General features: G+C 45.0%; 19 protein-coding genes, 1 pseudogene and 1 riboswitch. Of the genes and pseudogenes, 14 read left to right on the top strand and 6 right to left on the bottom strand.

What is annotated here, in order from left to right; genetic code table 11:
* Positions 1–75: 75 nt before the first annotated feature.
* Both GYO_RS42145 and GYO_RS42140 read left to right on the top strand, forming a co-directional pair.
* Positions 76–357 (top strand): annotated as a pseudogene (locus GYO_RS42145) (EamA family transporter); the annotation flags it as partial.
* A gap of 271 nt (positions 358–628) precedes the next feature.
* Positions 629–1,063 (top strand): hypothetical protein, encoded by a 435-nt coding sequence (locus GYO_RS42140; protein ID WP_014115722.1) that lies wholly within the window; start codon positions 629–631, stop codon positions 1,061–1,063.
* 18 nt (positions 1,064–1,081) lie between these two features.
* On the opposite strand, the gene GYO_RS42135 is transcribed toward GYO_RS42140, so the two are convergent.
* Positions 1,082–1,582 carry a DUF2812 domain-containing protein gene (locus GYO_RS42135; protein WP_238528865.1) on the bottom strand — a complete coding sequence of 167 codons (501 nt, stop codon included), beginning with the start codon at positions 1,580–1,582 and terminating at the stop codon, positions 1,082–1,084.
* Positions 1,583–1,640: 58 nt separating this feature from the next.
* Entirely contained in the window at positions 1,641–1,976 is a 336-nt protein-coding gene (locus GYO_RS42130) for a PadR family transcriptional regulator (RefSeq protein ID WP_014115720.1), read from the bottom strand.
* A 164-nt stretch (positions 1,977–2,140) separates the two neighbouring features.
* Here GYO_RS42130 and GYO_RS42125 point away from each other — a divergent pair, with 164 nt between their 5' ends.
* Together GYO_RS42125 and dbpA are read left to right on the top strand one after the other, a co-directional pair.
* A complete protein-coding gene (locus GYO_RS42125; RefSeq protein ID WP_014115719.1) occupies positions 2,141–3,289 on the top strand; it encodes a rhamnogalacturonan acetylesterase in 1,149 nt (382 codons plus the stop codon).
* Between the two features lie 81 nt (positions 3,290–3,370).
* Positions 3,371–4,810 (top strand): ATP-dependent RNA helicase DbpA, encoded by a 1,440-nt coding sequence (gene dbpA / locus GYO_RS42120; RefSeq protein ID WP_014115718.1) that lies wholly within the window; start codon positions 3,371–3,373, stop codon positions 4,808–4,810.
* Between the two features lie 17 nt (positions 4,811–4,827).
* Here the strand turns inward: dbpA and GYO_RS42115 are convergent, their stop codons facing one another.
* Entirely contained in the window at positions 4,828–6,114 is a 1,287-nt protein-coding gene (locus GYO_RS42115) for an MFS transporter (RefSeq protein ID WP_014115717.1), read from the bottom strand.
* Between the two features lie 206 nt (positions 6,115–6,320).
* Between GYO_RS42115 and GYO_RS42110 the strand changes: the two genes are divergently transcribed.
* The 5 genes from GYO_RS42110 to GYO_RS42090 all read left to right on the top strand — a co-directional run bounded on the left by GYO_RS42110 (position 6,321) and on the right by GYO_RS42090 (position 12,722).
* A complete protein-coding gene (locus GYO_RS42110; RefSeq protein ID WP_014115715.1) occupies positions 6,321–7,001 on the top strand; it encodes a hypothetical protein in 681 nt (226 codons plus the stop codon).
* Positions 7,002–7,095: 94 nt separating this feature from the next.
* On the top strand, positions 7,096–7,929 hold the full coding sequence (licT, locus tag GYO_RS42105; protein ID WP_014115714.1) for a BglG family transcription antiterminator LicT: 834 nt from the start codon (positions 7,096–7,098) through the stop codon (positions 7,927–7,929).
* A gap of 314 nt (positions 7,930–8,243) precedes the next feature.
* Positions 8,244–10,076 (top strand): beta-glucoside-specific PTS transporter subunit IIABC, encoded by a 1,833-nt coding sequence (locus tag GYO_RS42100; protein WP_014115712.1) that lies wholly within the window; start codon positions 8,244–8,246, stop codon positions 10,074–10,076.
* A gap of 20 nt (positions 10,077–10,096) precedes the next feature.
* Complete coding sequence (locus GYO_RS42095; protein ID WP_014115711.1) at positions 10,097–11,518, top strand: glycoside hydrolase family 1 protein; 1,422 nt, start codon at positions 10,097–10,099, stop codon at positions 11,516–11,518.
* A 97-nt stretch (positions 11,519–11,615) separates the two neighbouring features.
* A complete protein-coding gene (locus GYO_RS42090) occupies positions 11,616–12,722 on the top strand; it encodes a hypothetical protein (protein WP_014115710.1) in 1,107 nt (368 codons plus the stop codon).
* Between the two features lie 37 nt (positions 12,723–12,759).
* Here the strand turns inward: GYO_RS42090 and GYO_RS42085 are convergent, their stop codons facing one another.
* Positions 12,760–13,338 (bottom strand): DUF421 domain-containing protein, encoded by a 579-nt coding sequence (locus GYO_RS42085; RefSeq protein WP_041521211.1) that lies wholly within the window; start codon positions 13,336–13,338, stop codon positions 12,760–12,762.
* Positions 13,339–13,435: 97 nt separating this feature from the next.
* Entirely contained in the window at positions 13,436–14,716 is a 1,281-nt protein-coding gene (citH, locus tag GYO_RS42080) for a citrate transporter CitH (protein WP_014115708.1), read from the bottom strand.
* Between the two features lie 203 nt (positions 14,717–14,919).
* Here citH and GYO_RS42075 point away from each other — a divergent pair, with 203 nt between their 5' ends.
* The 3 genes from GYO_RS42075 (at position 14,920) to GYO_RS42065 (ending at position 18,134) form a co-directional block, all read left to right on the top strand.
* The gene (locus tag GYO_RS42075) at positions 14,920–16,980 is read left to right on the top strand and encodes a catalase (protein ID WP_014115707.1); all 2,061 of its coding nucleotides are present in this window, start codon (positions 14,920–14,922) and stop codon (positions 16,978–16,980) included.
* Positions 16,981–17,029: 49 nt separating this feature from the next.
* The gene (yxiS, locus tag GYO_RS42070) at positions 17,030–17,320 is read left to right on the top strand and encodes a protein YxiS (protein ID WP_014115706.1); all 291 of its coding nucleotides are present in this window, start codon (positions 17,030–17,032) and stop codon (positions 17,318–17,320) included.
* Between the two features lie 142 nt (positions 17,321–17,462).
* Complete coding sequence (locus GYO_RS42065) at positions 17,463–18,134, top strand: DUF3298 and DUF4163 domain-containing protein (RefSeq protein WP_014115705.1); 672 nt, start codon at positions 17,463–17,465, stop codon at positions 18,132–18,134.
* A gap of 41 nt (positions 18,135–18,175) precedes the next feature.
* On the opposite strand, the gene nupG is transcribed toward GYO_RS42065, so the two are convergent.
* Complete coding sequence (gene nupG, locus GYO_RS42060; RefSeq protein WP_014115704.1) at positions 18,176–19,369, bottom strand: NupC/NupG family nucleoside CNT transporter; 1,194 nt, start codon at positions 19,367–19,369, stop codon at positions 18,176–18,178.
* Positions 19,370–19,496: 127 nt separating this feature from the next.
* Positions 19,497–19,598: riboswitch (purine riboswitch) on the bottom strand.
* A gap of 388 nt (positions 19,599–19,986) precedes the next feature.
* Here nupG and GYO_RS42055 point away from each other — a divergent pair.
* Positions 19,987–20,847 (top strand): methyltransferase domain-containing protein, encoded by an 861-nt coding sequence (locus GYO_RS42055; protein WP_014115703.1) that lies wholly within the window; start codon positions 19,987–19,989, stop codon positions 20,845–20,847.
* 151 nt (positions 20,848–20,998) lie between these two features.
* Entirely contained in the window at positions 20,999–22,417 is a 1,419-nt protein-coding gene (locus tag GYO_RS42045; RefSeq protein WP_014115702.1) for a GntP family permease, read from the top strand.
* Positions 22,418–22,428: the final 11 nt, after the last annotated feature.

Below are 22,428 nucleotides of genomic sequence, written 5' to 3'. Positions count from 1 at the left end.
TTGCTTGAGACCCCCCACCTCATTTTTATTCTTCAACGCAATTTTTTTCTGCCTTCAGCCATCGTAAAGAAACAATCTCCGAGGAACTGGATCATGGTGGTATCTACCGGTATCATCCATACTGGTATTGTCTATTTGCTGTTTTTTGACAGTTTGCGATTCTTATCAACAAAATTTATTTCAATTATTGTCTTCCTCGACTCGGCTGTCGCAATCGTACTCGATACCGTCTTTACGGGTTTCCGCCCAGACCTCTATCAAACACTAGGCATCGTAATGATCTTTGCGGGCATGGCTTTGACGCTTGTCAGGAGGCGTGGGAAGGCGGATGTGGTTGCTGAGAATTCTCAAATATAGGCCTGATGAAAAGAATATCGAAATGATAAAAGCAGCTGTTTTCAACAGCTGCTTTTATTTTATTTCCAAATGTACTTTCGATACAGATTCCCCATAGCGTATATCACTTTGAGAAATGAACCTAAAGAAATGAGTCTATAGTCACTGTATATGGGAAATGCATCTTTTATCGTCATAATTTAGTATTTTAGAAGGATGCATCTTTTTTTGATCACAATTATCATAATTAAAGATGAATAAAGAACTACAATAGAGTAGGAGGAATTGCATAATGAAAAAGAAATTGATCATGACATTCGCATCTTTTGTTATCGCCTTGACAAGCTTTACAGCTATTGATCTTGCTGATAACAAAGCACAAGCAAAAGATTGGGTGAAAAGAGGCAGTATTTGGACTACCCATTACCATTCAGGCTCATTCAAAAACTATACGTACTCACCTACATTTCAGATTTTTTATTCAGGTCAAGGAACGAATGCAAGCATTAATGCAAACGGATCTGGAAGCGGGAATATAAAAGCCGAGATGCAACAGAAGACAAGTAAAGGATGGAAAACCATTAAAACTTTTTATGCAAAGAAAAAGGGTTATACCAACTTGAGCTACAGTAAAGCATCTAAGAGCTATAAAACAAAATACAGATTTAAATTCAGTAATACAGGAACTAAAAAAACGATTAATTATACATTCGCTTCTCTTTATTAAAAAGCAAAACCCCAGCCTTCACTCAAGGTTGGGGTTTCTGCGTTTGACTCGCCAAATTCTGAAGACAGCGGCTGCGTAAGTGAGGGAAGCCGGAATAGTAATGGCGATGAGAAAGATAAAAAGGATGTGTATGGTGTTATGAAGTACGGTAGCTTCAGCAGAAAAAAGCATACTCCTGATGACAGTGAAAGCCGCAGTAAGACAGAGCATAAACAATGTGATATAGCGAAGGGTATATTCACTTTGTTTGTATTTATCAATCATGGTTGAACGGTCGGAGTAAATCGGCTTCGTTCCGGGTGCAGCGACAAAGATATGTGTGGTGTATTCAGAACAAACATGCTCCCATCCAGCATTTTCGAATATGTCAAGGTATTCATCCATGCTGTCATCATTGACGGCACGATAGTCTAAGCTGTAAATCAAATTCCGCGGTTCAGCTTTTCTAAGTTTATACCCCATAAACGCAAATGAATCGAGCACCCAGCCTTTGCTGGCCATATCACTTAGTCTCTTCATATCCTTTTCCTCTGAAAACGCCAATCCTTCAGACATCATATATTTTTCTGTTTCATGACTAGTCCCCTTTCAATTGTTGAAAAGCGCGTTCTCCGTGTTCAGCCATCCATTTTCTGCGATGAATTTCTTTTTTCAGTAATTCTTGGCCGCTTCGTGTGGTTTGGTACACTTTGCGGCGCGGGTTGTCATTGTTGACAAGCTCAATGATCTCTTCTTGCAGTAATTTCTTTAACAATGTATATAAGGTAGCCGGGCCGATCGTGAAGGAGTCATCGGTCATGTCTTCAATCTCTTGCATGATCGAATATCCGTGTTTTGGTTCCAGCAATGTTAAGACAATATAATAGGCTGGATCGGTAAGCTGATCCATTTCCTGCGGACGTTGCTTTGGCAAGTGGTCACCTCATTTCCTATATCAATAAATGATATATCAACTATTGATATAATAAAATCTTCCTTTCTGTTTGTCAACGCCATTTTTTTCTGCATTCAGTCATCATAAAGAAACAATCACCGAGTATGCATTAATGTATACGTTTTCATAGAGGAGGAGTCTTGATGAGAAAATGGATGGCTGCGGTTTTTGTGATGATGTTGATATTATGTTTCGGCGGGATTGAGAGTGTGAAGGCGGCGGAGCCGAAGGTGTATCAGTTTGACTTTGGGAGCGGTTCAGTTGAGCCTGGTTACATTGGTGTCAGGGCGTCTGAGCGTTATGACCCGTCAAAGGGCTACGGTTTTCAGACGCCGGAGAATATGAAGGATGTGGCGGCATCCGGGACTGGTGTGAAGAGTGATGCGGTTCAGTTTTTGGCGTATGGGACGAAAAGCGACAACACGTTTCATGTGGATCTTCCGAACGGCCTTTATGAGGTAAAGGTGACGCTTGGCAATACGGCAAGGGCCAGTGTGGCGGCGGAGGGTGTGTTTCAGGTCATCAATATGACGGGGGACGGTGCGGAGGATACGTTCCAAATTCCTGTCACCGACGGGCAGCTGAATCTGCTGGTGACAGAGGGGAAGGCAGGCACCGCTTTTACGCTCAGCGCTTTGAAAATCAAGAAATTGTCTGATCAGCCTGTGACGAATCGAACCATTTATGTCGGCGGCGATTCGACGGTGTGCAATTATTATCCGCTCAACAGCAGCAAGCAGGCGGGCTGGGGGCAGATGCTGCCTCACTATATCGACAAACACACCTTCCAAGTGAGAAACATGGCGTCCGGCGGGCAGATTGCGAGAGGGTTTCGAAATGATGGACAGCTGGAGGCGATCTTGAAGTATATTAAGCCGGGGGATTATTTTATGTTGCAGCTTGGCATTAATGACACAAACCCGAAGCATAATGAATCGGAAGCGGAGTTTAAGGAGATTATGCGTGATATGATCCACCAGGTGAAAGCAAAGGGTGCGGAAGTCATTCTTTCAACACCCCAGGGACGGGCGACAGATTTTACTTCTGAAGGCATCCATTCGTCTGTAAACCGATGGTACAGGGCTTCTATTTTGGCTTTGGCCGAAGAGGAAAAAACACACCTCATTGACTTAAATGTTCTCAGCTCGGCTTACTTTACATCAATCGGCCCGGAAAAAACGCTCGCATTATATATGGACGGAGATACGCTGCATCCAAACCGCGCGGGAGCCGACGCACTGGCGCGACTAGCTGTTCAGGAGTTAAAACGCCTGGGAATCGATGGCTTTTAATACGTCATTTTTCGACAAAACACATATGCCTTCGCCAATTAGAGTATAATGAGAACATCTGCAAGAGACAGGAGTTTATACATGAGTCATTTTAAAAACTATCAAATCAGTCATGACATTTTACGAGCATTAGAAGGACTGGGATATACAGAACCGACCAAGGTGCAGCAGAGCGTGATCCCCGCCGCCCTTGAACGAAAAGATCTTGTTGTCAAATCACAGACGGGAAGCGGGAAAACGGCTTCGTTTGGGATTCCTCTCTGTGAGCTGGCGGATTGGGATGAAAACAAGCCGCAGGCGCTTATTTTAACACCGACCCGTGAGCTTGCCGTACAAGTAAAAGAGGATATCACGAACATCGGACGATTTAAACGAATCAAAGCGACAGCTGTGTTTGGAAAATCATCCTTTGACAAACAAAAGGCTGAACTTAAACAAAAAAGCCACATTGTTGTCGGCACGCCGGGACGTGTACTGGATCATATCGAAAAGGGCACTCTGCCGTTAGACCGTCTCTCCTATTTGGTCATTGATGAAGCCGATGAGATGCTGAATATGGGCTTCATCGAGCAAGTAGAGGCGATAATCAAGCATCTGCCGACTGAGCGCACGACGATGCTGTTTTCGGCGACGCTGCCGGAGGATATTGAGAAATTGAGCCGTCAATATATGCAAAACCCGGAGCATATCGAAATCAAAGCGGCCGGCCTAACCACAAGGAATATTGATCATGCGGTGATTCAGGTAAGAGAAGAGAATAAGTTTTCTTTGCTGAAAGATGTACTGATGACGGAGAATCCCGACAGCTCCATCATTTTCTGCCGGACGAAAGAGCATGTCAATCAGCTGACCGATGAATTGGATGACTTAGGATATCCATGCGATAAAATTCACGGCGGAATGATTCAGGAAGACCGGTTCGACGTTATGAATGAATTTAAACGGGGCGAGTACCGGTACCTCGTCGCGACAGATGTCGCCGCGCGCGGGATTGATATTGAAAATATCTCCCTCGTCATTAACTATGATCTGCCGCTTGAAAAGGAAAGCTATGTTCACCGCACGGGCCGGACAGGGCGCGCAGGGAACAAAGGAAAGGCCATTTCGTTTGTCACGGCCTTCGAAAAACGGTTTTTAGCCGACATTGAAGAATATATCGGGTTTGAGATTCAAAAAATAGAAGCCCCTTCTCAAGAAGAAGTGGCCAAGAAGAAACCTGATTTTCTATCTAAATTGAATGACCGTCCGGAATTCAAAAAGGACAAAAGCGAAGAGCTGAATAAAGACATTATGAAGCTGTATTTTAACGGCGGAAAGAAAAAGAAAATCAGAGCCATTGATTTTGTAGGAACGATTGCCAAAATTGACGGTGTGTCAGCTGATGACATCGGCATTATCACGATCATGGATAACGCCTCTTACGTGGAGATTTTAAACGGAAAGGGCCCTCATGTTCTCAAAGTGATGAAGAATACAACCGTCAAAGGGAAAAAGCTGAAGGTGAATAAAGCGAATAAATGATGAATGACCTGCTCCAGTTAAAGGGGCAGGTCATTTTGGTGTTTACTGACATCGGCACGGTTTTCCTCCGGAACGAACGCGAGAATCACAATGCCGATTATAAAAAGAACAATCAGGCTGAACACTGCAGTCGAGGATTTCCCGGTCAGCTGGGCGGTAACGGCGATGAGCAGCGGTCCCATAATCGAAGCGAATTTCCCGAAAATGTTGTAGAAGCCGAAGAATTCATTGGCGTGGCGTTTTGGCACGAGCTTCGCGAAATAAGAACGGCTGAGGGCTTGAATGCCGCCCTGCGAGGTGGCGACAAGCATGGCCAGTATCCAGAAATCAAGCGTTGTCTCCAGAAAATAGGCGTACACGCAGACAATCATATAAATAACGATCCCAACGTACAGCATTGTTTTTCCCGTAAAGCGTTCTGCCAGTTTTCCGTATACAATGGAAAACGGCGCGGCGACGACCTGGGTGACAAACAGGATGATCAGGAGGCTTGTGGGGCTGATCCCTAAATCAGATCCATAGGATGTCGACATTGTAATAATAGTGCCAACTCCGTCGATATAAAAGAAATAAGCAAGCAAAAAGAGGAACAGCGCCCGGTACTGCCTAATCCGTTTCACCGTTTGGCCGAGCCGTTTGAAGCTGTTGATGACGATATGAGGTTCTCTTTTGATGTAATAGCGCTGATGGACATGTTTCAGCATCGGGATGGTAAACAGCCCCCACCAGGCAGCCGTTATGAAAAAGGACAGCTGGCTTGCGGCCGATACAGACATCGGAATCGTTTCAGCCTGTGCAAGCAGGATGGCAGCAATGCTGATGATAAATGGAATCGTGCTTCCAATGTACCCTAAGCCAAAACCCCGTGCAGAGATGATATTCATCCGTTTTTCTGAAGTGACGTCAACGAGAAAGGCATCATAAAACACGTTGGCGCCGGAAAAACCGATAGCCGATATGGTATAAAACAGCAATAAAAGCAGCCAATGTTCACTCGGGATAAAGGCAAGGATCGCGGTGCTGGCGACACCGGCTGACACAAAGAAACCAAAGAACCGTTTTTTGCACCCTTCATAGTCGGCGATCGTGCCTAAAATCGGCCCGAGCATGGCAAGGATAAACGTTGAAATCGCAATGGTATAGCCTAAATAGGCAGTCGATTGAGCGGCGCCGATACCGCTTTCCGCAACCGCTGATTTATAAAATAACGGAAATACCGCGGTGGTTACGACAATCGAGTAAGCAGAATTTGCCCAGTCATATAAAACCCAGCTGTTTTCTTGTTTCGTAAAACGTTTCATCATCAGCGCCCTCCTCCGGTAACGATACTTCTATTGTACGAGAAATGGGCCTGAAAAGAATGGAATGAACGTCAATTTTTACAAAATATTTATGTTTTTGTGCTTCAAATCATACTTTTGGTTTATTGATGGGAATAGGTGTATCTGGTACCATTTAACTATATTTTGCCGTATTTTCCAGAAGAGGTGCAGCGGAGAGGAGACTGAGCATGAGGCGAATAGGCTTGTGTATAAGCCTGCTGGTCACAGTTTTTGTGATGAGCGCATGCGAAAGTGAAGATGAGGCTCAGACGTTTGCAGATCGTGATCAAGAGACAGTAAAACATACCACAGTCAAACCGATGAGCAATAAGAATAAGCAGGACTTCCAGACACTCCCAAACGATATGCAGCTGGCCATTGTATTCAGTTCCATGATACGTGTAAGCGAAGCATTTGATTATGGAATCGGCAATCCTGAATACTTCGTTCGGAGCAGCATGACTGAAGGAGAAGCAGACATTGCGAAGGAGAACCTTGAATCGATTCAATTTGAAAATAAACAGCTCAAAAAGCAAAACAACGAGGCAGTTGCTTTGCTCCAAAAAACCCACAATCAAGAAATGAGCCACAACGAAATGCAACAGCTGAAAGAGAATAGAACCGCTTTTTTTGAGGTCACAGAAAGCATGATCAAACTTATCAGCCAAGTCACACCGAAAAACGCGAAGAAGACAAGACAGCAGCTGGATCAGCTGAAAAAACAATATACGCAATACAGCGCCGAAAGCGTCAAAATCATGAACAGCATTGTCAAGAAGCAGGGGGCTGACAAGGCATCATTTGAACGCCATCTGGAGACAATGCTTCAAAAACAGCCCGGGCAGCCGATGCTGAGTGAATTGTATTAACCTGTTCCCGTCTTTCCCTGATGATATTGACCTAGTACAAAAAGAATGTACAATCAAGGTGTAGTCTGTTCTTAGTTGATTGGAGGGACATGTCATGAAAATTGCGAAGGTGATCAACAATAATGTGATCAGCGTGGTCAATGAACAGGGAAAAGAATTGGTCATCATGGGCAGGGGGCTCGCGTTCCAGAAAAAGACCGGCGATGATGTCGATGAAGACCGCATTGAGAAGGTGTTCACGCTCGATAACAAGGATGTATCAGAAAAATTCAAAACCCTTTTGTATGATATACCGATCGAGTGTATGGAAGTATCCGAAGAGATTATCAGCTATGCGAAATTACAGCTCGGCAAAAAGCTCAACGACAGCATCTATGTATCGCTGACCGACCATATTAACTTTGCCATCCAGCGCAATCAGAAGGGGCTTGATATCAAAAACGCCTTGCTGTGGGAAACAAAGCGGCTGTACAAAGATGAGTTTGCGATCGGCAAAGAAGCGCTGGAGATGGTGAAAAACAAAACTGGCGTGTCTCTGCCGGAGGATGAAGCAGGCTTTATTGCCCTGCATATCGTAAATGCCGAGCTGAACGAAGAGATGCCTAATATCATCAACATTACAAAAGTCATGCAAGAGATTTTGAGTATTGTAAAATACCATTTTAAAATTGAATTCAACGAAGAATCGCTTCACTATTATCGGTTCGTCACCCACTTAAAGTTTTTCGCGCAGCGTCTATTTAACGGCACACATATGGAAAGCCAGGACGATTTTTTGCTGGAGACGGTGAAAGAAAAGTATCATCGCGCGTATGTATGCACGAAGAAAATCCAAACTTATATTGAGCAGGAGTATGAACACAAGCTCACCAGTGACGAGCTGCTGTATTTAACGATTCACATAGAAAGGGTCGTCAAACAAACATAATGAAAGCGTTGACATTTTCATTTCCTTGTGTTAATTTTTTCTTACATTCATATATGATGATGTTAGGATTGTTACTGATAAGCAGGCAAAACCTAAATTACAATGAGTGCAGATGATCTCTGTCTGTGCTGATGGTAATTTAGGTTTTTATTTTTTTCAGAGGGATGGTGATGATGGCGTTTCGCAGAAAAAACCGAATGATGGCGTTTCATAGGATTGTTACTGGTCAGGCAGGCAAAACCTAAACTACTTGTTCCTATTGCGATAGGGGTAGTTTAGGTTTTTTATTTTTTAGCAGAAGGGATGAGAGGAAAATGGGGGTTCAAGCAGCGGCAAAAGAGATTTTACAGCTGGTCGGCGGGGAAGAAAATGTGCGTTCTCTAGTACATTGTGCGACACGCCTGCGTTTTACGCTGAACGATCGGTCGAAAGCGGATAAAGATAAAATCGAAGCTTTGGATGATGTCGTAACTGTAGTGGAAAGCGGCGGGCAGTTTCAAGTCGTGATCGGCAATCACGTTTCAGAGGTATATCAAGAGATTGGGAGAATGTCTAATCTGCTGAATGATGACCAAGCTGAACGGTCTGCCCAAAAAGGGAATCTGTTCGGACGGCTTGTTGATATCGTATCGAGCATTTTTACACCTTTACTTGGCGTGATGGCGGGAGCGGGAATTTTAAAGGGCCTGCTGATGATATGTACAAATGCCGGCTGGCTCAAAACAGAGGAAACCACTTATACGATACTGTATGCCGCTGCGGACAGCCTGTTTTACTTTCTTCCGCTCTTGCTGGCCATTACTGCTGCCCGGAAATTTGGCGCGAATCTATTTGTTTCTGTCACAGTTGCGGGTGCGCTTATCTATCCAACGATCATTGAGTTGAAGAATGGTAATACAGAAACGGACTTTTTCGGCATTCCAGTCGTGTTAATGAACTATACGTCAACTGTGATCCCGATCATTCTGGCGATTTTTGTGATGAGTTACGTTGAGAAGTATTTGAACCGGGTGATTCATGACAGTGTGAAAACCTTCATCACCCCGCTGATTTGTCTGGTAACCATTGTGCCGCTCACATTAATTGTATTCGGCCCGCTTGGTGTAAACGCGGGAAATGCCATTGCGTCTGCGATTCTGGCAATCTTCAGCTTTAACCCGATGCTGGCCGGCGCCGTGATCGCGGCACTCTGGCAGATTCTTGTCATCTTCGGCATCCACTGGGGGATTGTGCCGGTCATTTTAAATAACATTGCGGTCAATGGGCAGGATTCGATCAAACCGGCAACAGCGGCAGCCGTGTTTGCACAAACAGGAGCTGCTGTGGGTGTCATGCTGAAAACGAAAAACAAAAAATTAAAGGCGCTTGCCGGTTCCGCCGCTGTCACAGGGATTTTTGGCATCACAGAACCAGCCGTTTACGGCGTGACGCTCAGGCTGAAAAAACCTTTTGTATGCGGTGTCATTAGTGCTGCTGTTGGCGGGGCGATTATCGGACAGGCTCACAGCGTGGCCATCGCTTCTGGCGCACCCGGTCTATTGACGATCCCGATTTTCTACGGACAGGGCTTTGCCGGTTTTATCTTGGGAATCTCGGTATCTTTTATTCTATCAATCATCTTAACGTACATTGTCGGGTTTGAAGATCCCGCGGAACAAATAGAAATAAAAGCAGAACCACCTGTACCCTCAGTCCGGCGTGAAGAGATCAGCAGTCCGTTAGAAGGAAAAGTGGTTCCGCTAACAGAAGTGAAGGATAAAGTGTTTGCATCTGAGACACTTGGAAAGGGAATAGCGATTTTTCCGGAGAAAGGCAGACTCGTTGCACCAGCTGATGGCGTGATATCAACCGTTTTTCCGACGGGCCATGCATTCGGCATGGTCACCGATCAGGAAACGGAAATCCTCATTCACCTCGGATTTGATACGGTGAAGCTGGAAGGAAAACACTTTTATCCTAAAGTAGTGCAAGGGCAAGCAGTCAAACAAGGTGATTTGCTTGCTGAATTTGACCTGGATGACTTACTAAAGGCGGGGTTTGATATGAACACACCGATCGTCATCACAAACGCAGATCAATATACCGACGTCATTCAAACAGATCAAAAGCAAGTCAAAATAGAAGAAAGAATCTTTTCTTTAATCTAAAACCATTGGAGGAACAGACGATGAACTATAAAACACTTGCAGCATTTCCGGAGAATTTTTTGTGGGGGGCATCGACTTCTGCCTATCAAGTTGAAGGCGCGTGGAACGAAGACGGAAAAGGCCCGTCAGTGATTGACGCACGTGACAGCTATCCTGAGGGAACGACTGATTTTAAAGTCGCCAGCGACCATTACCATCGCTATAAAGAAGACGTTGCCTTGTTTGCTGAAATGGGCTTTAAAGCGTACCGGTTTTCTATCGCATGGACGCGGATTATTCCTGATGGCGACGGAGACATCAATCAAAAGGGAATTGAGTTTTACAGCAATCTGATTGATGAGTTGCTCAAATATAAGATTGAGCCGATCGTCACGATGTATCACTTTGATCTGCCGAATGCTCTGCAGAAAAAAGGCGGCTGGTCGCAAAGAGCCACAATAGATGCGTTTGAACGGTATTCCAAAGTGTTGTTTGAGCACTTCGGCGACCGCGTGAAGTACTGGCTGACCATCAACGAACAAAACATGATGATCCTTCACGGAAGCGCTTTAGGTACACTTGATCCGAATCTTAAAAATCCGAAAAAAGAGCTGTATCAGCAAAACCACCACATGCTGGTGGCGCAGGCAAAAGCCATGAACCTCTGCCACGACATGCTGCCGGGCGCAAAAATCGGCCCTGCTCCGAATATCGCGCTCATCTACCCGGCGTCTTCTAAACCGGAGGATATTGTGGCGGCTTTTAACTATAATGCGATTCGGAACTGGCTCTATTTAGACATGGCAGTTCATGGGCGCTACAATACGACGGCGTGGGCTTATATGAAAGAAAAAGGCTATACGCCAGTTATTGAAGATGGTGACATGGAGATTCTGCAATCCGCGAAACCTGATTTTATCGCCTTTAACTACTATACCTCTCAAACAGCGGCAGCGAGCCAAGGCGACGGATCGGACGAAGTGGCGCGCGGAGGTGACCAGCATTTGAAAACGGGAGAAGCTGGCGTCTACCGCGGAAGCAGCAACCCGCATTTGAAGAAAAATGACTTCGGCTGGGAGATTGATCCGGTCGGTTTCCGCTCCACGCTAAGAGAAATCTATGACCGTTACCAGCTGCCACTGATCATCACAGAAAACGGGCTTGGCGCCTTCGATCAACTAGAAGAAAACGATACGGTCAATGACGATTACCGCATTGATTATTTAAAACAGCACATCGAACAAATTCAGTGGGCCATCACAGACGGCGTCGATGTGTTCGGCTACTCCCCATGGTCAGCCATTGACTTGATTTCTACACACCAAGGCTGCTCGAAACGCTACGGCTTCATTTACGTCAACCGTGATGAATTTGATCTGAAGGATCTGTGCCGTATCCGGAAGAAAAGCTTTTATTGGTATAAAGAGCTGATTGCTTCAAATGGTGAAATTTCGAATGAGTAGTTAAATATATACAAATTATGAACATTGAGTCATAAATGTAAACTGGCTGGAGTTTCCTGCCGATATGTACAGTATAAAACCTGGAAGGAGTTTGTATATGAAGAACAAAAAAATATTTTCATTACCCCTATTGTGTGTTGTCTTGATTGTGGCCTTTAGCTTTTGTCTGAATTCAAATGCTGCTGCAGCGCAAAATGTGCCAAAAGAGAAAGCAATCACGAAACAGCAGGAAACATTGAAAAACCATAAGGAAATGGAGGATGTTTCTTTAAAGCAAGCAGATGCAGGGAGCCTTAAAAAGGATAAAAAAGCAGAAACAATAAAAGTGAAGAAGCCTGTCAATGAGAATGTTTTTAAAACAACTTCCATGTACAACTCCGAAGACCAAGTATTCGATACTTCATCTGTACTTAACGATAATAACCCTGACGATATGTATTTCTTCAGCACTTCGTCAAATCGAACTCTGATCACACGGATTTTGTCTGGCAACAGTCAGTACTATTTAAAACTGTATGTTGTCAATTGGGATACGGGTGAAGCACAGCCGACTAATATTACAATGGATGCGGGGAACTTAGTGCTTTTAAAAGAGCTTCCGGCCGGCGATTATATGATTCGGGTCTATTCTGAAGGAACGCTGGGAGATTCATACAACATTCAGTTAAATGCCAAAAACCCTTCAAATTACACAAGTGTGAAGTCGATCACCTCTAATTTGCAAGCCTTTGTTGCTGAGTACGCAGATGGTTCTGTCTATGCAAACGGAACATTGTTGTACAATACCAGCACAAAAACATCTTCATTAAGCTGGGAAAGAAAATATTATTTTTCGTATGGCGGCGGGTATAATCAGCGCACCCATTCTATTTCCGATGTGAAGGTGAAAAATGTTTCTGATCCTGTAACTTATCGTTCAAGTTATGCGAGCTCAAATGCGGCAGTGATGGTTTACTTAGATACAGGAACGCTGTTTATGCATCATGTATCAGCGTATCAATCAGGGGTAGGTTACGATGACTCTTTTCTTGATACATTAGGCAAAAAAACACCTAGAAGACTTGATGCAGATGATCAAAACTATGGTGATCACATTTTAATCGTTGATGTAAAAACCGGCAAAGCAATCGACTTTTTCAGTGTTTTAAATTACTACTATGCATCAGGCGTTGAAAGCTTGCCGGTCATTTCGTATATTCAATAAGAATTCACTTAGGCTATTTCATTACAATGAAATAGCCTTATTTTAATTGGCTAGCGGAATGACTAGAGTTTTTTAACTCTTCAAAAATGTTATCTTGCTTATCAGGTTCAGGCCGATTCATTGTATTTGCATCAGGAACATTCATCATTTTCTTAAAATCACCCATGGTTAGCGGCTTCTTGTCATCACGTAATTCATATCCTAATTGGCCGTTTGCCTCAATCGTTGCATTCTTAACGTCCTTTATGCTGGAGATTCCGTGAAGCCTCATTCGCATTTCAAGCTGATCAACTGTCAGCCTCAATTTTTTCATATTTTCTATATTGAGTTTGCCATCTTCAATGACTAACTTTGCTTTGCCTGTTATGAACTTTTCCATCCAATTGGCTTTTATCTGGAACCATTCCATGAGTATTAGCGCCACAGTAAAAATACTGGCTGCCACAAGGGTTTTCCATAAACTTGTCTCTATAATCGGCTGGACAATAATCGTTCCAATTGAAATCATCACCACAGTTTGTGCTAACGTCATTTGAGAGATCGATTTTCTGCCAGAAATTCTGAGCAATATAATGCCGGATATAATTAAAATGAGTGCTTCCCAAGCAAAATTCATGCAATCACCTTTTTGTGTTGATTTTTCCATAGTATGATCTTGGGTTTTCGGATTATACAGAACGAAAGGATTTCCGCCAGCGGAAATCCTCTTCTCATTAAAACGAAATAATCCCAATCAAAAGCGCCGCAATCGTCATCACAATCGTTGTCCCCACTGCCCATTTGATGGTGAATTTTTGATGATCGCCAAAGCTGACGCCTGCCATTCCAACCAATAGATAGGTGGAAGGCACAAGCGGACTTAGAAGATGCACTGGCTGTCCCAGCAGGGAGGCCCTTCCGATTTCAGCGGCATCTATTCCGTAAGCGGATGCGGCTTCGGCGATGATGGGCAGGACACCAAAGTAAAAGGCGTCATTTGACATGAAAAAGGTGAATGGCATGCTGACGATGGCGGTGATCAATGGCAGGTGCGGGCCCATGGCATCAGGGATAAGTGAAACGAGAGAATGCGCCATCGCATCCACCATTTTTGTGCCGGAGAGAATGCCTGTGAATATGCCTGCAGCAAACACCATTGAGACAACGTTTAACGCATTTCCTGCATGTGCCGATATCCGTTTCTGCTGCTCTTTGACATTTGGATAGTTGACCATCAAGGCGATGGCGAATGCGGTCATAAAAAGAACAGGGAGCGGCAGCAGGCTGGTGATCAGAGCGGCCATCAGAGCAACAGTCAGCAGCAGATTAAACCATTGGAGGGCGGGACGCTTGAGCGGCGCTGCCTCCGGATCAGAGGACGGTGCGTGTTCAATCGAAATGACGCCGAGACGCTTCCGCTCTTTTTTTCCAAGGAAATAAGCAACGGCGATCACCCAGAGAATGCCGGCGACCATAGCGGGAATCAGCGGCGTGAAGACCTCCGACATGTCCAATTTTAAGGAAGCCAAAACCCTCGCCGTCGGTCCGCCCCACGGTATAATGTTCATGACCCCGGAACCGAGCATCGCAATTCCCGCTAGCACTAAACGGTTCATGCCGAGCCGTTTGTACAGAGGCAGCATCGCCGCAATGGTAATCATATAGGTTGTTGTCCCATCTCCGTCCAGCGAAATGGTCATCGTCAGAACCGCTGTGCCGACGGCGATTTTTAACGGATCTCCTTTGACAAGTGATAAAATTTTTGCGATGAGAGGATCAAACAAACCTGAGTCAATCATAATGCCGAAATACAGGATGGCGAATAACAGCATGATACCGGTAGGAGCGAGGTCTGTAACGCCCTGAATCATCATCTCGCCGAGATCTTTGCCAAATCCGCTGATCAGGGCAAACACAACAGGAACGACAATTAAAGCAATAAGAGCGGAAAGCCGGTTAGACATAATAAGGTACATGAAGACAATAATCATCACAAAACCGAGTATGGCAAGCACGATATGACCTCCCCCATTCAATAGCATATTTTTTTGGTAAGCGCTTCCACTTTTTCTTTCTGAAAAGAAGGCTTATTTCAAATATGTATGACCACATATGTATATGTAGACCTAAAATCCTATTGAGCGGATTAGCAGTTTATATGAAGGATGCCACGGGTAAATGTGCTGTAGAATGTTTCGTTTGAAAAGGGGGAGCAGACATGAATGATGATCAAAACAAACGTGTAAATGAACACGCAAAGGACGAGCAGCTTGAGCAGTACAGGGCCGATAACAGCGGGAAGAAAATGACGACAAACCAAGGCGTGCGGGTGTCAGAGGATGAGCACTCGTTAAAGGCCGGGGTCCGGGGCCCGACGCTGATGGAGGATTTTCACTTCCGGGAGAAAATGACGCACTTTGACCATGAGAGGATTCCGGAGCGTGTTGTGCATGCGCGAGGGTATGGCGTGCATGGTTTTTTTCAGGTCTACGAACCGATGACCGAGTATACACGGGCCAAATTTCTTCAGGACCCTTCGGTGAAGACGCCGGTATTTGTCCGGTTTTCTACAGTCGCGGGTTCTAAAGGCTCCGCAGACACGGTGCGGGATGCCAGAGGCTTTGCGACAAAATTTTATACTGAAGAAGGAAACTATGATCTTGTGGGAAATAATATCCCAGTGTTTTTCATTCAGGATGCGATCAAATTTCCGGATCTGGTTCACGCGTTTAAGCCTGAACCTCATAATGAAATGCCCCAAGCCGCGACTGCTCATGATACGTTTTGGGATTTTGTCGCCAATAACCCTGAGTCGGCACATATGGTGATGTGGACGATGTCTGACAGAGGCATCCCTCGCAGCTACAGAATGATGGAAGGTTTCGGCGTTCACACGTTCCGTTTTGTCAATGAACAAGGAAAGGCACGTTTCGTGAAATTCCACTGGAAGCCTGTGCTCGGCGTGCATTCTCTTGTATGGGATGAAGCGCAGAAAATTGCCGGGAAAGATCCCGATTTCCACCGCCGCGACTTGTGGGAAACGATTGAAAACGGCGGCACGGTTGAATATGAGCTCGGCGTGCAGATGATTGATGAAGAAGACGAATTCAAATTTGATTTTGATATTCTTGACCCAACCAAGCTATGGCCGGAAGAGCTTGTACCGGTGAAAGTCATTGGGAAAATGACGCTGAACCGCAACCAGGATAATGTATTTGCGGAAACAGAGCAAGTCGCATTCCACCCGGGAAATGTTGTGCCAGGCATCGATTTTACAAATGATCCGCTATTGCAGGGACGGCTTTTCTCTTATACCGACACACAGCTCATCCGTCTTGGCGGCCCGAACTTCCATGAGATTCCGATTAACCGGCCGGTATGTCCATTCCATAACAACCAATACGACGGCTATCACCGGATGACGATTAATAAGGGGCCGGTCGCTTATCATAAAAACTCTCTGCAAAACAATGACCCGTCGCCTGCGCCAGCTGAAGAAGGCGGCTACGTCCACTATCAGGAGAAAGTCGAGGGCAAAAAAATCCGCCAGCGGAGCGACAGCTTCAACGATTATTACTCACAGGCGAAGCTTTTCTGGAACAGCATGTCTCCTGTCGAAAAACAGCATATCATCTCTGCTTTCTGCTTCGAGGTCGGAAAGGTCAAAAGCAAGGACGTGCAGCGGCAGGTTGTTGACGTCTTCAGCAATGTCGATACAGGCTTAGCGGAAGAAATCGCCAATGGAGTAGGTGTGGCGCCGCCGGCGAAACGAAAAGCATCAAAAGAAATTCTTACCTCACCTGCGTTAAGCCAGGCCCGCACTGTGAAAACAGCGTCAACGAGAAAAGTCGCCGTTCTCGCCGGAAACGGATTTCATGAAGAAGAGCTGCAAACAGTGCTGAACGCCTTAAAGCATGAAGGGATCACAGCAGATATCATCAGCCAAACGCTGGGGTACATCACAAGCGGCACCGGACAGCAGCTTGAGGCCAGCGGCACGTTCCTGACGGCTGATTCAGTTCTGTATGATTCCGTCTATGCCGCAGGAGGACCAGAGTTAAAAGACAACAAACAAGCGATGTCATTTATCAGAGAAGCCTATAATCACTATAAGGCGATCGGTGCGGCAAATGAAGGAATTGATCTTCTTCAATCCTCTGTCGGGACAACAGAAGGCTCGGGCATCGTGACTGCTAAAGATGAAGCTGACTACACCGCCTTCAGCAAGGCGTTTATTGAGGCGGTCGCCGCTCACCGCCATTGGGATAGACGAATTTGATCCGCTCCTGTATCTTAAAGGAAGATACTTTTCATAAGGAGCATGACAGATGAACGAAAAACAGCTCGCTGAAGCTTACGAACGCGATGAAAATATGATGATTTTGGTGTTTGCCCAATGGTGCGTGAACCATGATCTTGATCCGCTGGAGCTGTACGCCAAAGCGTATCCGCAGCAAAAGCTCAATGAAAGCTTGAAAAAAACCATGGACGAACTGGTCGTGCCGAAACACGAATCAGAGCACATTCCGGACCAAGCCGTCATTGCGGTATTAGAAATGTTTGGAAATATAGATTTGGCCCAAGCGGTTCACGAAGCCATTGCTGAGCGTAAACAATAAAAGGAGACATGTGTTGTCTCTTTTTTTATTGGGGAAATCGAGCTGTTAGACCTAGAAACTTCTTTTGATTTTATCAGTCTATAAAAGTGTGTATTGCTTAAAAGAGGGAATGATAAGCAACGACATCAAAGGAGGAGATCGTATGAAATGGAATCACATGCTGAAAGCCGCGGGGATTGCTGTTTTGCTTTTTTCTGTATTGGCATATGCGGCCCCATCTTTAAAAGCGGTTCAAGCGAAAACACCGACTGTCAGCAGCCATACGTACAAAAAGATCAAGGAGCTAAAGTATCCTCAGGTGCATCACATCGGGAATGCCGCGTTTGAAAAGAAAATCAATCAAGAGCTGAAAGCCTACATTGAACAATCATATCAGGAATACCTGAAAAACAAAAAAGCAGGCGAACAGCAGGGATTCAAAGCGGAATACCAAACATCCTTCAGCGTCAAATACAATGCGGCGGGCAAGCTCAGCATTCAAACACTCAATTATATATATTCAGGCGGCGCCCATGGTTTAACGTCTGTTCAGTCCTTCAACTATGACTTGAAAACACAAAAGCGGGTGACACTGAACCAGATTCTGAATACCAAAACAAAAGTCAGCAAAACGCAAGATTATCTGTATAGCTATATCAAAAAACACGATGAGCTGTTTTTCCCTGATGTAAAGAAAGAGGATATTACCCTTAATCAAGACACAACGTTTTACTTTACGAAAAACGGAATCGCCATCGTCTTCGGCCAGTATGACTTAGGACCATATGCAGCCGGAATCCGGGATGTGCAGGTGCCTTCCTCTATTTATCAATAATCAAAAGAGCCATATCCGCAAAGGGATATGGCTCAATGTTTCTACCATACAAACAGGCCGACAATCGCAGCACTCAGTAAAGATACCGCAATTCCGCTGACAAGCAATTTCCACACGTTTTTCCCGATGACCGTTGACTTTTCGCCGTCAAGGATCGAGTTGTACGTTCCGTAAATCATGCCGACTGTACTGAAGTTGGCAAATGACGTCAGGAATGTCGTCGCCACCGCAACTGTGTGAGGCGGAAGTGATTTGAGATTGTTTTTCAAGTCAAGCATCGCAACAAACTCGTTCGTTGCCAATTTCATGCCCATCAGTTGAGCAACATACATTGCATCATGTACTGGCAGCCCAAGCAGGAAAGCGAAAGGACTGAAGAGATAAGCGAAAATCGTCTGGATGGTCAGGCCGTGTACGAAAACGCCAAGAATGCCATTGACTGCAGACGTTAATGCTACATATCCGATCACCATTGCCAAAATAACGATAACCATGTTCATGCCGACAAGCATACTGTTAGAAATCGTAGAGAAAAAGTCTTTCTTCTCTTCTTTAGGCGGTGTATAGATGATATCTTCATCCTCCGGCACATGAACAGGGTTCAGCAGGTTTGCGATAATCAGCGCGTTTAAGCAGTTCAACGGAATCGCTGTAAACACGTATGTCGCCGGCACCATTGACAGGTAAGATCCAATAATGGAGCCGCTGATGCTGCTCATGCTCATTAAGCCGAATGTAAGCAGGCGGTTGTTATTTAGTACCGTAAGCTGCTGGCGGATGACCGCAAGTGCTTCAGTATTTCCCAGGAACATCATTTGAATAGAGAAAAAGCTTTCTAATTTCGGCAAGCGGGAAGCCTTTGAAATCACCCATCCGATTTTATCAATCAGCCAAGGCAAAATGCCGAAATATGTTAAAATATCAAAGAATGTGACGATAAAGATAATTGGAAGAAGTGCACTAAAGAAAAAGTCTACTGTTTCATTCGCCATGACTGACGGGAAGGCAAACGCGATACCGTCACTGGCGCAAGCAATCAGCCAAGTGAAGAAATCACCAATTTTACCGATGGCCCAGCTCCCGACTTTTGTTCCCAGCATAAACCAAGTAATCAGCAATTCCAGAACAATTAACGTAATGATCGGGCGCCACTTGATTTTCTTTTTCTGCGGAGAACATAGGAATACAACTGCCATAATCACAATGAGACCGACAAGGTTTAATAAAAAGTACATGATAGCAACTCCTATGAGGTTTATTATGGAAACAAAAAAAGCCCCTATCCTTCACAAATTCTGGAAGTGCAGAAAGTGTGAAAAATAAGAGCAAACAGAAAAGAACTTGTCCTTTTCAACTCGTTCAAATTTATTCAAACTTTCTTGTAGTCTAGTTTTTTACGGTTACTAGGTAGAAACAATCAGACCATATTACTGATCATATACAAGAATGTCTTTTTTCTAAGATGATAGCAGTATTTTATCCTTTCACTTTTTGAAAATCAACCTTTTTAACTATTTTCACAATAATAAAATTTATATTTTGAAATGAGAAAATAAAGGGAAAATATGCTGGATTGCTATGTTGATATGATGTTGATGGGGACAAAAGCGGTATGGCATTGATTTTTCTTCAACATATGGTTTCAGCTCCTAGAGGTTTGTTGTATGATGTAAATGGGGAAACCCATACAGCAAAAAGGGAGTTTTTTTCATGATTATCCAATTCATTCGTTATAGATAATGACAGGTATAGACAATCTGCCAGACCTGGCCAAACTTTTGGGATAGGCCCAGGTTTATTTGTCTATGCCTTTTTCATTTATCTAAAAATGAATGAATGAGGTGTTTTTATCATGAAACGAATAGTTGATTTCAGCCAATTCGCCCCTATGTTTCGATGCCCGCTTTGCGGCTCTTCCATGGATGCGAATTCAGGAAGAAGCTTGATTTGTACAGAACGAGGCCACACGTTTGATAGATCTCGACACGGATACGTGAACTTCCTGACGAAGCCGGTCAAAACCGGTTATGATGCCGTGCTTTTTGAAGCGAGGAGCAGGCTGATTGGAGAATGCCAGTTTTTTGAGCCGCTCCATCATGCGATTGCAAATCTCATTAGTTATCCCAAATCTGGTCAAGAAGCATTCACCATCTTGGACAGCGGGTGCGGTGAGGGATCTCATCTGAATGCGCTTTGCGGGTTTGATTATGCGGGGAGAACAGCGACGGGAGCCGGCATCGATCTTTCGAAGGATGGGATTGTAAAAGCTTCTAGGACATTCAAAGATCAGATGTGGGCGGTTGCCGATGTGGCACGTGCTCCCTTTCATGACCGCCAATTCGATGTTGTCCTGTCGATTTTTTCACCATCCAATTATGCAGAGTTTCATAGGCTGCTGAAGGATGATGGCATGCTCATAAAAGTAGTGCCGCGAAAAGATTATTTAATAGAATTAAGGCAATTTTTATATACTGATTCACCAAGGCGTACGTATTCCAATATGGCAGCTGTTGAGCGTTTTACAGCGAATGTTGAACACAGCCATCATGTGAGGCTGCGTTATGTCAAAACGCTTGATCGCCAAGCGATACATTGGCTGCTCCAGATGACGCCGCTCGCCTGGTCTGCGCCGGAAGACAGAGTCAGGCTGCTGAAAGAGATGAAATCAGCCGATATTACGGTTGATGTTGATATCTTAATAGGAATGAAATGAATGGCAGAGGAAAGCTCCGAAAAAAGGAGCTTTCCTTTTTTTAATCGGAATAGTTGGCCCCCGCTTCCCGTACATATGGAAAGGGGACGGGAACGGTCGATGCGGAGAGTCTTTGTGAACGCTTTCCTATCCGTGGAAATGGGGGATGTGTGTGGAACTGATCATCATTCTATTGGCGTTAGGCTTGCTGATGTTTACGGCGTATCGGGGATTTTCTGTCATTTTATTTGCGCCGATTTGCGCGTTATTTGCGGTGCTGCTGACAGATCCAAGCCATGTGCTTCCTTTTTTCTCATCGATTTTTATGGAGAAGATGGCGGGTTTTATTAAGCTGTATTTCCCGGTATTTTTACTCGGTGCGATTTTTGGAAAAGTCGTTGAAATGTCCGGGCTTGCGGCATCGATTGCGAAAACGATTGTCAGGCTTGTCGGGGCAAAAAGAGCGATACTTGCCATTGTGCTGATGGGCGCTATCTTGACGTACAGCGGCGTCAGCCTATTTGTTGTCGTGTTTGCCGTGTATCCGTTTGCGAAAAATCTGTTCCGAGAAGCTAACATACCGAAACGCCTCATCCCGGGAACGATTGCTTTAGGGGCTTTTACGTTTACAATGGACGCACTTCCGGGGACGCCGCAAATTCAAAATGTCATCCCGACGACGTTTTTCAAAACAGACATTTATGCCGCTCCTTGGCTTGGCTTGTTCGGCGCAGTGATTGTGCTGGCAGCGGGCATGATGTATTTGGAATCGAGGCGAAAAAAAGCGCAGACATCCGGCGAAGGCTACGGCGGTTTTGATTCGGAGAATACTGCTGATCTTGAATCGCCTGAGTTCACGGCCGAACCGGACAAAAGCCCGGTGCAGCATGCGCTTGCCTTTGTCCCGCTTATACTCGTAGGTGCAGTGAATAAATGTTTCACCATATACCTTCCAAAGTGGTATCCGAATGGATTTGATTTTTCATCGATCGGATTAAAGGAGTTCGGCAAGCTCGATATTTCTTCAGCGGCTGCTATTTGGTCGGTGGAGCTCGCTCTGGTGATTGGCATCATTACAACGATTTTATTTGATTGGAGAAGGGTGTTTGCCCAAATGAAGGAAGGGCTGAATGAAGGGATCGGCGGTGCCTTGCTGGCATCTATGAATACGGGTGCCGAGTATGGTTTCGGCGGCGTTATCGCCGCGCTGCCGGGGTTTCACAAGCTGAGCAGCGGAATCTCGCACACCTTTACCGATCCGCTTGTGAACGGGGCCGTCACGACAACTGCACTGGCGGGGATCACCGGGTCGGCTTCAGGAGGTATGGGCATTGCACTAAGCGCGATGTCGGATCAATACTTGCAGGCGATTCAGGCTTACAACATTCCGCCGGAAGTGATGCATCGAGTCATATCGATGGCATCAGGCGGCATGGATACGCTGCCGCATAATGGCGCTGTTATCACGCTTCTGGCCGTGACAGGACTGACTCACCGGCAATCGTATCGGGATATTTTTGCAATCACGCTCATTAAAACGGCTGCCGTATTTGCTGTGATCGCGATTTACAGCCTGACCGGTCTAGTGTAAGAGAAAACGAA

This window comes from Bacillus spizizenii TU-B-10 (assembly GCF_000227465.1).
Lineage (GTDB): Bacteria > Bacillota > Bacilli > Bacillales > Bacillaceae > Bacillus > Bacillus spizizenii.
This window is presented reverse-complemented; position numbering and strand designations above follow the sequence as displayed.

Bases quoted from the DNA above. Each gene is read 5' to 3' on its own strand.
- GYO_RS42140 (WP_014115722.1), top strand. From the start codon at position 629: ATGAAAAAGAAATTGATCATGACATTCGCATCTTTTGTTATCGCCTTG.
- GYO_RS42135 (WP_238528865.1), bottom strand. From the start codon at position 1,582: ATGAAGAGACTAAGTGATATGGCCAGCAAAGGCTGGGTGCTCGATTCA.
- GYO_RS42125 (WP_014115719.1), top strand. From the start codon at position 2,141: ATGAGAAAATGGATGGCTGCGGTTTTTGTGATGATGTTGATATTATGT.
- dbpA (WP_014115718.1), top strand. From the start codon at position 3,371: ATGAGTCATTTTAAAAACTATCAAATCAGTCATGACATTTTACGAGCA.
- GYO_RS42115 (WP_014115717.1), bottom strand. From the start codon at position 6,114: ATGATGAAACGTTTTACGAAACAAGAAAACAGCTGGGTTTTATATGAC.
- GYO_RS42110 (WP_014115715.1), top strand. From the start codon at position 6,321: ATGAGGCGAATAGGCTTGTGTATAAGCCTGCTGGTCACAGTTTTTGTG.
- licT (WP_014115714.1), top strand. From the start codon at position 7,096: ATGAAAATTGCGAAGGTGATCAACAATAATGTGATCAGCGTGGTCAAT.
- GYO_RS42100 (WP_014115712.1), top strand. From the start codon at position 8,244: ATGGGGGTTCAAGCAGCGGCAAAAGAGATTTTACAGCTGGTCGGCGGG.
- GYO_RS42095 (WP_014115711.1), top strand. From the start codon at position 10,097: ATGAACTATAAAACACTTGCAGCATTTCCGGAGAATTTTTTGTGGGGG.
- GYO_RS42090 (WP_014115710.1), top strand. From the start codon at position 11,616: ATGAAGAACAAAAAAATATTTTCATTACCCCTATTGTGTGTTGTCTTG.
- GYO_RS42085 (WP_041521211.1), bottom strand. From the start codon at position 13,338: ATGAATTTTGCTTGGGAAGCACTCATTTTAATTATATCCGGCATTATA.
- GYO_RS42075 (WP_014115707.1), top strand. From the start codon at position 14,920: ATGAATGATGATCAAAACAAACGTGTAAATGAACACGCAAAGGACGAG.
- yxiS (WP_014115706.1), top strand. From the start codon at position 17,030: ATGAACGAAAAACAGCTCGCTGAAGCTTACGAACGCGATGAAAATATG.
- GYO_RS42065 (WP_014115705.1), top strand. From the start codon at position 17,463: ATGAAATGGAATCACATGCTGAAAGCCGCGGGGATTGCTGTTTTGCTT.
- nupG (WP_014115704.1), bottom strand. From the start codon at position 19,369: ATGTACTTTTTATTAAACCTTGTCGGTCTCATTGTGATTATGGCAGTT.
- GYO_RS42055 (WP_014115703.1), top strand. From the start codon at position 19,987: ATGAAACGAATAGTTGATTTCAGCCAATTCGCCCCTATGTTTCGATGC.